This window comes from uncultured Friedmanniella sp., from assembly GCF_964244005.1.
Taxonomy (GTDB): Bacteria; Actinomycetota; Actinomycetes; order Propionibacteriales; family Propionibacteriaceae; genus Microlunatus.
This window is the reverse complement of the sequence record NZ_CAXTHG010000011.1, coordinates 13,336-26,508: the sequence shown is the minus strand read 5'-3', so window position 1 is coordinate 26,508 and position 13,173 is coordinate 13,336. Positions and strand designations below refer to the sequence as shown.

The following is a 13,173-nucleotide window of genomic DNA, read 5'->3' as shown; positions in this document are numbered from 1 at the left end:
GCGTGAGTGCGGATGGTGGTGAGGCTGTAATGGAGCCCGTCACTTCTGATGGGGAATACAGGTCGGGGTCTACCGCACGGTAGACCTCGGCCTTCTGCTGCAATGGAGCCCGTCACTTCTGACGGGGAATACAAGCGGTGAGCGGCTTGCCGTGGAACTCGACCTGGGTGCTGCAATGGAGCCCGTCACTTCTGACGGGGAATACGAGGCTATTCGCCACCTACGACCCGCAGTCACGATCCTGGCTGCAATGGAGCCCGTCACTTCTGACGGGTAATACATCACCGTCGGCTTCAGCTTCGCCGGAGGCTACTTCGCGCTGCAATGGAGCCCGTCACTTCTGACGGGGAATACTCATGACCGCAGCAGCCACCGTCGAGGACGTGAAGTGGCTGCAATGGAGCCCGTCACTTCTGACGGGGAATACGTGAACGCCACGCCTACGATATCGACAACGACAGCGCTGCAATGGAGCCCGTCACTTCTGACGGGAAATACTGGGTCCGGTTCGGGACTCTGTCCGTGCGGGTCATGTCGCTGCAATGGAGCCCGTCACATCTGACGGGGAATACTCGACCTCAGCCACGCGCGGCACCGGCGAAGAACCAGTCGCTGCAATGGAGCCCGTCACTTCTGACGGGGAATACCCTCAGAGCACGCAGAGATTGCAGCACTTCGGGCTATGCTGCAATGGAGCCTGTCACTTCTGACGGGGAATACGACCAGTCAGCGTGTAACACAGATCGTTGACCAGCGTGGCTGCAATGGAGCCCGTCACTTCTGACGGGGAATACATGGCAGCGCACAGCAGCGCCGAGGTGAGACGTTCCCCGGCTGCAATGGAGCCCGTCACTTCTGACGGGGAATACTGACGCTGACGGAGACCGACAACTTCCGCGTCGGGGGGCTGCAATGGAGCCCGTCACTTCTGACGGGGAATACGCTGTCGTACGCGGCCGGGTCCGCGGTCACCATCACGCTGCAATGGAGCCCGTCACTTCTGACGGGGAATACCCAGGCCGCCCAGCCCACCCACAGCAGGATCTGAATGCTGCAATGGAGCCCGTCACTTCTGACGGGGAATACCCGTGCCGCTTCTCCATATCGACCCCGACGATCTCATCGCTGCAATGGAGCCCGTCACTTCTGACGGGGAATACAACGGCGCCATCGCCTACTACCGCGCTCACGGTGTGCAGCTGCAATGGAGCCCGTCACTTCTGACGGGGAATACAGGGCAAGCCGTGAAGCCGCTCACCGTCGAAGTGGCTGCAATGGAGCCCGTCACTTCTGACGGGGAATACCGGAACGTCTCCTGCTCGTCCGCGACCCCGCACCCGTCGCTGCAATGGAGCCCGTCACTTCTGACGGGGAATTCTCGGGGCCACCCCGAAGGGAAAGAAGACGCCAGTTTCGGCGCTGCAATGGAGCCCGTCACTTCTGACGGGGAATACAGACCGGTACTCGTCATTGACCGTCGCAACGGTGACCGCTGCAATGGAGCCCGTCACTTCTGACGGGGAATACCTGGGCATCCGTTCGGGTGCCGGAAGGTCAGCTGCTCGCTGCAATGGAGCCCGTCACTTCTGACGGGGAATACCCGGCCCTGGTCCCCGTCGTGCCACGTCCAGCCGAGGATGCTGCAATGGAGCCCGTCACTTCTGACGGGGAATACGAGTACGACGACGACGGCACCTTCGCCACCGTCTGATCCCTGCTGCAATGGAGCCCGTCACTTCTGACGGGGAATACGCAGAACACCAGCAGTCAGCGGTACATACGACGTGGTGCTGCAATGGAGCCCGTTACTTCTGACGGGGAATACCGCTTATCTAGGCCACCCAGGACCCGTGCGTTTCACGTGCTGCAATGGAGCCCGTCACTTCTGACGGGGAATACGGTAGGGCACGCTCGAGCGCATGTCCCTGATGTCGGGCCGCTGCAATGGAGCCCGTCACTTCTGACGGGGAATACGAGCAGGAAGTACCGGACGAGCTGGGCCGAGTCGATGTAGCTGCAATGGAGCCCGTCACTTCTGACGGGGAATACCGGGCGGGGTGGTGATCGGCGCGGTGGCGCTGCCGGCGCTGCAATGGAGCCCGTCACTTCTGACGGGGAATACGCACACCGCGACCCCGCCGCGAGGCAGGCGCTTATGGGCTGCAATGGAGCCCGTCACTTCTGACGGGGAATACGTCGAGGCCGGAAACCGAAGCGGTGTTCGGAACACAAGCTGCAATGGAGCCCGTCACTTCTGACGGGGAATACGCTGTGGCGGCTGCGCATCCTCGCCGCCCACGAGTCCCGGCTGCAATGGAGCCCGTCACTTCTGACGGGGAATACGCTGGGCCCTTGAGGCGTTCACGTCAGGCACCCCGTTCGCTGCAATGGAGCCCGTCACTTCTGACGGGGAATACGGGCAGTCTTGCCGTCGGCCGACTTGGTGAGGGTGATTGCTGCAATGGAGCCCGTCACTTCTGACGGGGAATACAGAGGACCGGGGTGGGAAGCCCAACCCCGGCACGGGGCTGCAATGGAGCCCGTCACTTCTGACGGGGAATACGTCGTCGGGCAGCCAGCTCGATCGGTGGCACTCGACGAGCTGCAATGGAGCCCGTCACTTCTGACGGGGAATACAGGGCCAGGCGGTCGGGCAGGATGACGGCGCTCATGCCGCTGCAATGGAGCCCGTCACTTCTGACGGGGAATACCGTCCCGCCGACTGGCCCCCGGACCTCGCCTCTCTTGGGCTGCAATGGAGCCCGTCACTTCTGACGGGGAATAGCTCCCCGTCCCTCATCTGGGGACCGAACGGTGATTGGGCTGCAATGGAGCCCGTCACTTCTGACGGGGAATACCCGACCTGATCCAGGTCATCCACTGGGCAGTCAGCACGCTGCAATGGAGCCCGTCACTTCTGACGGGGAATACCAGCACCAGCTCCGCCTGCCGGCACTTCTGCAGAGCTGCTGCAATGGAGCCCGTCACTTCTGACGGGGAATACCTCGTCGGCGTCGCTGTCCAGACTGGAGTAGCGGATATCGCTGCAATGGAGCCCGTCACTTCTGACGGGGAATACACTCGGAGACGAGCGCAGCCACGGTCGCCGTTGTCTTGCTGCAATGGAGCCCGTCACTTCTGACGGGGAATACATCTGCGGGCTGGTGCTCACTGGTGTGATGTCGTAGTCGCTGCAATGGAGCCCGTCACTTCTGACGGGGAATACACCGCAGCCCCGGGTGTACCCGTCACCAAGGTTCGTTTGGCTGCAATGGAGCCCGTCACTTCTGACGGGGAATACCCACTCCCGCGACCGCAGCCCCTCCCAGTCCCAGATCGCTGCAATGGAGCGCGTCACTTCTGACGGGGAATACCCATCGCCTGATTGATGGTGATGATCCCGCTCGACAGCTGCAATGGAGCCCGTCACTTCTGACGGGGAATACCCGAACAAGCCGGTCGACCGACTTGCGTCACTTGCGGGGAAGCTGCTGCAATGGAGCCCGTCACTTCTGACGGGGAATACTGGCTGAAGGTGCGCCTCGCAGAACGGCTCGGCCGGATCCTGCTGCAATGGAGCCCGTCACTTCTGACGGGGAATACAAAAGATGGTACTCAACGTATAGCGACAAGTGGATTGGCTGCAATGGAGCCCGTCACTTCTGACGGGGAATACGTGAACTGGCCGCGGCCGTAGCGGACGATGGCCTGGTTGCTGCAATGGAGCCCGTCACTTCTGACGGGGAATACCCGCCACCGGCGCGACCGGCGCGGTCGCCTCCTACCAGGCTGCAATGGAGCCCGTCACTTCTGACGGGGAATACACGCACCAACGGAGTTCATTCACAGACTCCCCAACATGGCTGCAATGGAGCCCGTCACTTCTGACGGGGAATACGCATAGCGGCCGTCCTTTGCGTACTCCTCGGTGGTCCGGCTGCAATGGAGCCCGTCACTTCTGACGGGGAATACCCAGCCTCGGCCAGCTCGAGCTGTCATGGCGCACCCTGCTGCAATGGAGCCCGTCACTTCTGACGGGGAATACCGCTCGCAACTTTCGATGCCTCTGACAAGGCTCGATGGCGCGTGCTGCGAGCGGTGGAACGCTTCGGGGTGCTTGGCGGCGCACGCTGTTGAGTTTCCAAGGTTCAAACCCTCGCTGACTAGGTCACGAGGGGTCCCGGCTTGTCGTTCCAGCGACCGAGCGCTCGCACGGTCATACGATGACCGTACCTGAACGCGGCAGCCGTCGACTTGTACCGATCACGCCGATGTGCGCTGCCGCTTCGACTGGGCCCAGATCAATGTGGACCACCGAATCTTCGCCAAGTCGGACCTCCCTGAGCATGTCCACACGCCAGTCGACAAGTTCCTGCCCGGAGAGATCGCATAAAAATACCGAGTATTGGAGCCGTTGTCCATAGGACTCCATGACTTTGATGACACGTCGTAGCCGTTTGGGGTCGCAGATGTCGTAGGCGATCAGGAAGCGTCGACGAGCCATCGGTCACCGGGTCGTCATGGGGATATACGAAGAAAGCTCTCCGATGAGCGTGGCGGCAAGTAGCCGCGCCTGCACGTCCAGCACGCGACGGTACGAGATCTTGTAGCCAAACTTCGGGTGTCGGATCTCGGTGTCGAGACGCCGTTCGTATGCGGCGATGACCGTGCGACGCCCCTCCGGAGTCAGCATGACCCCGCGAGAGCGCACGACGAAGTCCTTGGCGGTGATCTCACCATTGTTGAGGACCTGAATCACCACTGAGTCCCCGATCAGGGGCCGGAACTCCTCCTGCAGGTCAAGCGCGAGCGACGGCCGGCCGAAGCGAGTGGAGTGCAGCACACCGATGTAGGGGTCGAGCCCTACCCCGATGCAGGTGGCAACCAAGTCCTTCACGAGCAGGCTGTAGCAGAAGCTGAGCAGACAGTTGATGGGATCACGAGGTGGGCGACGGTTGCGTCCGTTGACGTCGAAGAGACGCGATACCTCTGCGTTCTTGTCGTTGAGCATCGTCGAGAACTGCTCGAAGTAGAGACGCGCAGCCGTGCCCTCGTAGCCGAGCAGCGACGATCGGCTTGAAGCGCTCCGGGCCCGCTGCTCGAGCTCCTTGAGAGAAGCAATGACCTTGCTGTCGGCCGTAGTCTTCGCGTTGCGCATGAGAAGGGTGCGGCTGTTGCGAATCTTGCCGGCGATGATCAGAGTGGCGATCTCGATCCCAACGGCACCCTGGTTGATCACCTGCCGTCGTCGAAGTTCGACGTAGCGTGACATCTCACCCTGAGCCCAGCCGTTGAGCCACCCTCCATAGCTGAACCACAGGGTGGGGACCCCGCGTGCCCACAGCCGGCTGAGTGCTTCCGTCGAGATCTGCACGTGCCCGAACACGCAGAGCTGACTGACGTCGATAAGCCGCACGCTGGCCAGTTCGACCTGCTTGAGCTTGACGACCAGTCGCCCGCCCTTGATGCCGACAAGAGCACCCTGCTCCGTGACGTAGATCGGACGGTGGTCGGGATCTCGGGGCACGATCCGCCGAGGCATCTGGTCGCTGCGCTCAAGCGCCGCGTTCACCTCATCGGGCAGACACAGGCCCGCGAGCGAACACCGCGGGCATTTGGGTGAGTCCACCAGAGGAAGAGGTGGCGACGGACGCGCTGCCACCTGGCGCGCCTCGATGGCGGCCGAGCTTACGCGATCCATCACATCAGCAGGGATGGAGACCTCGACCCGCCTGTTGGCTGCCACGTAGTACAGGGCAGCGGACTCGACTTGGTACCCGGCCTCCCGGAGCAGCACCGCCTGCACCAGCAGCTGCATCTCATCGGCGGGCCACGCCTGGCCGTCCGGAGTCGGCGAGCCTTTCTTGATGTCCACTGGCGAAACAGTTCCGTCACTGTGGTCGACGCGATCGATCACCGCTACCAGACCCAGCTCGGCGTTTTCGATCTGGACGGAGTGGGCCTGGAGGAAGGACTCCATCTCGGCGGGCGGCGGGAGCGCCGGACCGGTCTGGTCGACCCGACGATGCGCAAAGCGTCCTTGCGCGGTGTCCTCGTTGTCGGCCCAACGGTGGTCGACCCACTCGAGGTAGAACAGGCGCTGGCAGTAGACGAACTCGTTCAGCATCCGCGCAGGTAGCAGCTCCGGGAGAGCATCGGGCTGGGCCGGGTCGACCACGGTCGTCATAGCGAGGGCTCGCCCGGCCCGGGCGCGAACAGACCAAGACCGAAGTGGCTGAGCCGGCCCAGGCAGAGTGGACCAGCCACCTCATCGGCGAACCGCAGCGAGACCCAAAGAGCATCCTTGCGCTGGGCCATCGACTCCTTCCACCGGTAGCGCCGGTAACGCACCGCTTCGGCCTGACGGTCCCGATGCAGCTCCACCTGCACCGGAGCCGGGAGTCCGCGGTACTCACACTCCTTGCCCACGTCGTGTTCCACCCATTCCAGGACAGACTGGTTCTTCTTGCGGTGGCGGACAGGGACGTAGGGCGTACGGGCGGTCCAGGCGGTAGCGGGGCCCACCAGCTCGGGCAGCACTTGATCTGCTGGACCCAGTCCCACCAGGTGAGCACTGCCTTCGGTAAAGCCGGTCGGATTCCACCGCTCGAAACCCTTGAAACCGGACCGGCTGATCAAGGCGGCGGCCGCGTCCGAGCCCAGGTTGCCGTCCGGCATCCACAAGACGAGATCGTGCACCAGTCCGAGACCGTCGCCCAGCCACAGCCAGTGGGCGTGCCGGTGGTCGTCGGTGACGTGCGCGGCGTCCTGCTTCCCGCTCAGCTGCGCCGGCACGGCGGGCAGTGCCCGCTGGACAAGGGCAAGCTTCAGCGTCCTCAGGTGCTCCGTGGCCAGGATCCCGTTCTCGACCCGGAACGGCGCCTTGGTCTCCAAGCGCCACCGCACCGCCTCGACCTGGGTCCGCACCGCCGGCGGCTCGGGTGACACGTCCACCTCAAGTCGACCGTACGTGCGCAGCGACGTCTGCGGGGGCAAGGGCAGTCGCTGCCTCCGCAGCTGCGGGGTGGTCACCTCCAGCTCCGCACGGGTGACCGTGGCACCGGGCTGGAGGAGCTGGACGCTCGGCCGGTGCTCGGAGTCGAGCTGCCACCACTGCTCGTCGAGATCAGGAGCTTCTTCCAACAGCTCGATCTCGGCCAAGGACTCCGACCTTCCGAGGTAGGGCACCAGCTGGCAGAGCCGGGCGAGGTCGGCGCGCTCCTGCGCCGTCAGTTCCACCTCCCACCTCACCAGCAGCGGGTCGTCACCCTCGACCCACGCGTACGGGTCCAGCACCAAGTCGGTGCTCGGGGCTCCCGACTGATGATCGAGGGCCGGCATGTAGTGCCGGGTGTGCCCGCGTGACACCGGCGGAGTCCAGTACGCCGGCGGGGACTTCGTCAGCGCGGCAAGAACAGCGTCGAGCCGCCCACCCTCCAGCTCGGGCCACCGATGGTGCCGGGTCGCGATGAGCGCACGCGCCAACCGCCACATGGACGGCGGCCACTCGATCTCTCCTTCATTGACTGCCCGCTCCCACGGCGTCGCGTGATAGCGACCCAGGGGAAAATGAATCGCGATCGCGGTCGCCACCCGAGCTACTTCTTGGCCTTGACGGAACGCTCCGACCAGACCACCTCGGTGATCGGGCCGAGCAGGCCGCCCGCACTCGCAATCGCGTTGCCGACCCGCTCCTCGGCTACGGCCACCGAGGGCAGTCCGCTCGAGGGGGGATCGACGACCTCCAGGTCGCACGACGTGCGCAGCCGGAGCCCGCCCTCGAAGATCGTCGCCAGCTGGAAGTCGACGATGGCGTTGAGCAGTTCCTCCCCCGGCGCCCCAAGGCCGTAGGAGGAGATCTGGTCCAGATCCACCGCGACGTACGCAGTGATGGACGTGGCAGTGAACTCGACCCGCTGGTGCGGCACCATCCCGTAACCCGTGTCGGTGTTGCTGCCGCTCTGGTCGACCGAATCCTTCTTGACCCCACCCGACACCGCCTGCCGGACCCCGTCGGCCTCGATGAAGCAGGTCAGGGCCCGGGCGATCTTCGGTTGCCAGGGCCACCTGCCGCGAGCGAAGAACACGCCGTGGACGAGCGACAGGGGGTCGAGGCGACAGATGGCGGCGGCGATCCGGCGGTGGTTCTGCGGCCGGCCTTTCGCCAGGCCGAACAAGGTCTCCAGCCACGCTTCTCCGGTGCCGCCGTCGACGGTCGCGTCCATCACGTACGCCGAGGCGAGCCGGTGGGCCTCGAGCCGCGAGGACGTGAGGAATTCGCCGTCGGAGGTGACCACGCGGACGTGCGGTAGCCCGGCAAGGGAACTGACCTGCTCAGCCTCGGCGTCGTCCCATGTCGTGCGTTCGGCACAGTTGGCCATCGACTGCACAGACTCGACCAACAACGCGTCGGTCGTGGTGCTGTTGGCACCCGAGCGCTCGAACAGGGCGGGTCCGAGGTCCGGGAACCCGGTGGGTTGGAACCGGCTGCCTAAGATCGGACGCAACCCGATCCGATGAATGGTGCGGTTGCTCATGACTCTTCTCCTTGCTCGTTCACGCTCTGGGGGTCGGGGACGACGTCGGAACCACGGTCGGTGGGTGGGCTGGCCCCGGACCTGCGCAACGGCTCGGTGGTAGACCGCGCCACCAGCGCGGCGACGAGCCGACTCCGGTTCATCTCGGTGCGAGACGGGGCCGAGAGGTTCCAACCCATCCGCCGAAGGAGCAGGGCAGCCTCCTGGGCCACCGAAGAGGAGACGCCGGGAGCGCCCGTTTCGGCGAGCAGGCGAGTCGGCCAGTGACGTTCGAGACCGACCCTGGTCAGCTCAGCCCCGGAGCGCACTCGACCCGAAGCGAACGCCTGGTAGAGCGCCAGCTCCAGGTTCGGCAGGCTGGCGGGCATGGTCGGTCTGAGCGTGATCTTGGCTTGGCTCCAGTCCAGGGCCAGGCAGGCCAGGAAAGACCGGCTGACCTCGCGATCGTTGACGCGGCCCGAGGCCCAGTCGTGCACGTCCTGCCAGGGCACCTCGACACCGGAACTGAGGAACGGCACGAAACCCCGCCCAGACTCCGGGCCGATGTTGTCTTGCTGCGCCCGCCATCGCACGAGGTCCGCCAGCACCTCGGGCAGAGGTCGGATACCCAACCCCGGGACCTCGGCGTCGACGAACGCCTCCTGGTTGCTGCGAGGCAAGATCCCGACCACCAGGTCACGTACGGAGGTCACCCGCCCGTCGTTCCGGATCTGGCTAGCCGCCAGTGCCGCCCCGACCCGGAAGGCAGCCTGGTCGCGGAGACCGGCGTGGAGGAACGGGGCAAAGTCATGAGCCGGTGGCGGCGGTGGACGCCAGCCCAGGTCGGTCCGGGCCCGGGTCGACCGCATGGTCGCCAGATCCATGGCGGTGAGCTCGGCGAGCAGGTCCCGAAGTGCCGCTGGCTTCAGCTCGGCAACCAAAGCCAGGTGCGCTCGGGTGGCCCGCCGTCGGCTCGTCGCCACCGTGCGCGAGGTCACCCGCTCGTACGCTTGGGCGACCCGTTGAGGTGCGACCGAGAGCTGGATGGCCGAGTCCTCTCGCACAACGACCTCGTCCAGCCGGACCGCGGAGAAGGCCAGCCCGTTGCGTTTGTGCAGCCCGTAGCGGACGAACCGGTCAATGCCCCGCGCCACGCCGTAGGACCGGAGTGCGGCGTACATCTGAGCCGCATGGGTGGCGATCTCCCCCTGCCAGGACGCCCGGCTCTCGGCGAAGACCTGTGCGATCTCGCGGGCCCGGAGCGGCGAGCTCCACACCGGCGCCCAGATCTCCCCTCGGGAGTCCTCGTCGTCAGCGCCCGGGTTGGGTCCGTCGGCGCTACGTCGCACGCAGAACGGCATGGCGGCCCGGCTCTGCGCGGAACCCTGCCGACGCGCCACGCCCGAGGCGAAGTAGAGCGCGCCTTCGATCAGCAGGACGAACTCCCAAGGGTTCACCTGCGACTCCGCGGCACCGAACGGCGAGGAGTTGCGACCGCCGGCGCCGCCTGGGTCGAACTGCCCGACGGCAGCCCGTACGAGGGGCACGGACGAGCGACCAGACAGCAGGTCCTCCAGCCAGCCTCGGGAGCGGACGGGGTTCGCCCCTAGCTCGGGCAGCACGTCGATGAGCCGCTGGTGGAAGTTGGTCGAAAAGTCGAGGCGCCCGTCGTTGCCGCCCGTGCCGAGCAGCGGCGGGAAGACCGGACCCTCGTCCCGGAGGACGACGCACACGTCGAGCCACCGGAGTAGCGACTCCGGACAGACGTTGCGCAGCTCAGACACCTGGCGGGCCTTGTCCCAACCCCGCTCTTCCGCCTGCACCATGATCATCTCCGCCACACCCACCGCCTGCCGAAGCTCAGCGAGGCGCTCGGAGCTCTCGCTCTGCAAACGTTCCAGCACCACCCGGGAGGACTTGTCCTTCAGCCCGAAGCCCGAACCGCCGTTCCACGGGCTGATCACGGGGGTGGGCCGGTACTCCGTGACCAGCCACGCGGCCGGATCGGGCACCGTCGTGTCAATCATCAAGGTGCTGCCGTCCCACCAGGCGGCCAGGTCCGGGTCGGCTTGCGCCGCGAGCACCCGGACCAGACCAAGACCGGCCAGGTAGCGGCTGAACGAGTTCGCGCTCAGTCCAGCACAAGCGATCGGCATCCGTGTCGGGGCCGCGGCGGTCATCGAACAGCCCCGTCTGGTAGACCGAGCCCAGCACTGGCGCGCCAGTCCGCGACGCGCACCAGCATCTCCAGATAAGCCAGCCGGAACGGCCCGTAACGGTCCAGTAGCTCGAGCGCCGAACGTGTCCAGCTCTGCTCACCACCCAGGGCAAGCAGGCCCAGGTCGACGACCCATGGCTCGACGGACGTGTCGAGCACGGTGCTGGGACCGAGCAGCTCACCGTCGCGCAAGCCAAGAGTTCCGTGGGACGGGCCGGCCGATCCGGAGGGCTGGCGGACCTGCAGCCGGACCTTCCCGTGGTGCGCCGCGACCAGGTAGCGGACGAGAAACACGTCATCGTCGGTGATGCCCGCGTGCGTGCGTAGGTCCGCGGCTTCGGGGGTGCCGAGCATCAACGCCGACTGGAGCTCGTGCCGGAACGACGATCGGCCCGGCACGGCCAACCTCCCGCGGCCCGGGGACTTGGCCAGCAGCCCGTCCGGACCTTCGATCGGGTGAGCCGTCGCACGCAGTCCCTGCTGCCACTCGAGGTTGGCCTTGCCGATGTCATGGGTGTACGCGGCCGCGACGGTGACGCGACGCATTCCCTCGTCTAGGTCGGGGTCGAGTGCTTTCACCAAGGCGACGGCGTGGTCTCGGGTCGCACGAAGATGCTCGTCGAGCAGCTCCCAGCGGCGCGCCTCACCGTTGGTGAGGTCGGCACTCAAGAGGTCGACTTCCTCGGCACCCGAGGGCGCATCGGTGGCCGAGGGCGGTTCTCCCTGAACCAGCAGCGTGCTCGTGGGATCGAAACCCACATCGGGGTTGTAGCCGCCGGACCTCGCAGCCACGAGAATCAGCTCCCCAGGCCGGATTCGTGTCTGCGCGCGAACCCGCTCCCACCGCTCAACGACCACGTCGAGAGTCCAAGCCTCGACGCTCTTGGCCCACGACCGCGCCTCGTTGACGGGAACGGGACACCTCCACGCCTGCCCAGGCAGCGCCGCCCCAGGTTCGGGAGCGCCCTTCGGCGGCACCTCGATCCAGGCAACCTGGCAATCCAGGGAGTCGGCACCCTCGCGAATGAAGGGCGCAACATCGATGTCGACCCCGGAAAGATCGGGGGCAGTGTCGAACAGCGCTAGGAAGTCGGGGCGACGCAGCACCCGGAGAGCGAGGTCGCCCGGCGTCACCACCTGGGCCAGCAGCACCTCACCTGTACACGGCTCTCCCTCGAGACCGGTCAACACGCGCTCGGTCTCGACGATGTCCTCGGCCGTATACGGCCCCGGCGAGGACCCAGAAAACCACCACAACTCGGCGTCGCTCACCTTGGCGTACCGGTTGCACCGCCCACTGCGCTGGCACAGGGAGGGCCACGGCGCCGACTCCGTGATCAGCACCGAGGAGTCCAGGTCGACCCCCGCCTCCACCACCTGGGTCGCGACCACGATGACGCCGGCCTCGGGCACGGGTCCGATCAGCCGCCGGGCCAGCTCGGCCCGCTCCACCCCGCGGAAGCGCGAGTGGATGAGCAACACCTCCGCGGCCGGCTTGAGCCGACGCAAGGAAGCGAAGATCGCCTTGGCCGACTTCACGGTGTTGACCACGACCAGGGTCCTGCTGCCAGGGCGGTGCCTGGCCTGCGCGTGGGCAGCGACCGCCGGCGGTGCCGAGGGTTGTTCGCCGGGCATCCGACGTACGACCTTTCCCGCGGCCAGCAGCTCGCCCAGACGACCGTGTCGGTCGGGCTCGCCCAGAGCGATGGTGACCACATCGTCGTCAGCGTTGTCGACGGTGTTGATGATTCGGCGGTCGACGGTGGCCGACATGCAGGTCAGACCGGCGGGCTCGGCCGCGGGCCAGGTCCGCCGAAAGCCGGCGATCTGACGAAGGGTCACCGTCGAGGCTGCGGCGAGCTGGATCTCGTCGATGACGATGTGGGTTCCGTTGGTCATCAGCGCGAAGTCGATCGGGAAGGCGTTGCGCGAGATGCCGTACCCGCGGTTGAGCGCCTTGCTCACCAAGCAGTCGATCGTCCCCACCACGATCGACGGCTGGTGAGCTTCGATGCGCCAGCGGCGCTCGTCCGACCGGCGGGCACCCATCACCACGTAGAGACCGACCTCGGCGGCGAGTCCCAGCCTGTCGAGACACTCTTGGACGTCCGTCTCGAACTGGTCGACCAAGGTTCGCATCGGGAGGGCGACAGCGAGGCGACGCGGCGTCGCTCGGCGCACCTCGTCGGACCCGTGGAGCCGACGCCATAGCCAGCCGAGCACCACCGCTTTCGACTTACCCGCGCCCATCGGGACCCGCAGGAGGTCCGGAAGGCCCTCGGCCGCGACTCGCGCCTGGTATGGATGCGGGGCGAACCCCGTCGCACGCTCGAAAAACTCACTGAACAGCAATGTTCGCTCCGCTCGCCCCGAGGCGGTCAGAAGAATTCAGAGGGTAGCTGACTGGCGCCGACCTTGACGCGTTCAAGACCAAATGAC

The 13,173-nt window shown here is 65.9% G+C and carries 6 protein-coding genes and 1 CRISPR repeat array (1 of these 7 only partly in view); all 6 genes read right to left on the bottom strand.

The window, feature by feature from the left end; genetic code table 11:
• Positions 1–4,045: a CRISPR direct-repeat array (repeat unit 36 nt; unit sequence GCTGCAATGGAGCCCGTCACTTCTGACGGGGAATAC); it reaches 481 nt to the left of the window's first position.
• Positions 4,046–4,216: 171 nt separating this feature from the next.
• From cas2 to cas3, 6 genes are read right to left on the bottom strand one after another with little or no spacing between them, the layout of a single operon-like run.
• Complete coding sequence (cas2, locus tag ACFE76_RS08905) at positions 4,217–4,504, bottom strand: CRISPR-associated endonuclease Cas2 (RefSeq protein ID WP_375431392.1); 288 nt, start codon at positions 4,502–4,504, stop codon at positions 4,217–4,219.
• A gap of 3 nt (positions 4,505–4,507) precedes the next feature.
• Positions 4,508–6,187: a CRISPR-associated endonuclease Cas1 gene (cas1, locus tag ACFE76_RS08900; RefSeq protein WP_375431391.1), complete on the bottom strand. Its 1,680-nt coding sequence runs from the start codon at positions 6,185–6,187 to the stop codon at positions 4,508–4,510.
• Positions 6,184–7,593 (bottom strand): type I-U CRISPR-associated protein Csb2, encoded by a 1,410-nt coding sequence (gene csb2, locus ACFE76_RS08895; RefSeq protein WP_375431390.1) that lies wholly within the window; start codon positions 7,591–7,593, stop codon positions 6,184–6,186. Before csb2 ends, cas1 begins: the two co-directional genes overlap by 4 nt.
• 5 nt (positions 7,594–7,598) lie before the next feature.
• Complete coding sequence (cas7u, locus tag ACFE76_RS08890) at positions 7,599–8,537, bottom strand: type I-U CRISPR-associated RAMP protein Csb1/Cas7u (protein ID WP_375431389.1); 939 nt, start codon at positions 8,535–8,537, stop codon at positions 7,599–7,601.
• On the bottom strand, positions 8,534–10,696 hold the full coding sequence (gene csx17, locus ACFE76_RS08885; protein WP_375431388.1) for a type I-U CRISPR-associated protein Csx17: 2,163 nt from the start codon (positions 10,694–10,696) through the stop codon (positions 8,534–8,536). The genes cas7u and csx17 overlap by 4 nt, the downstream gene beginning before the upstream one ends.
• Complete coding sequence (gene cas3, locus ACFE76_RS08880) at positions 10,693–13,086, bottom strand: CRISPR-associated helicase Cas3' (protein ID WP_375431387.1); 2,394 nt, start codon at positions 13,084–13,086, stop codon at positions 10,693–10,695. The genes csx17 and cas3 overlap by 4 nt, the downstream gene beginning before the upstream one ends.
• Positions 13,087–13,173: the final 87 nt, after the last annotated feature.

Bases quoted from the DNA above. Each gene is read 5' to 3' on its own strand.
- cas1 (WP_375431391.1), bottom strand. From the start codon at position 6,187: ATGACGACCGTGGTCGACCCGGCCCAGCCCGATGCTCTCCCGGAGCTG.
- cas2 (WP_375431392.1), bottom strand. From the start codon at position 4,504: ATGGCTCGTCGACGCTTCCTGATCGCCTACGACATCTGCGACCCCAAA.
- cas7u (WP_375431389.1), bottom strand. From the start codon at position 8,537: ATGAGCAACCGCACCATTCATCGGATCGGGTTGCGTCCGATCTTAGGC.
- csx17 (WP_375431388.1), bottom strand. From the start codon at position 10,696: ATGACCGCCGCGGCCCCGACACGGATGCCGATCGCTTGTGCTGGACTG.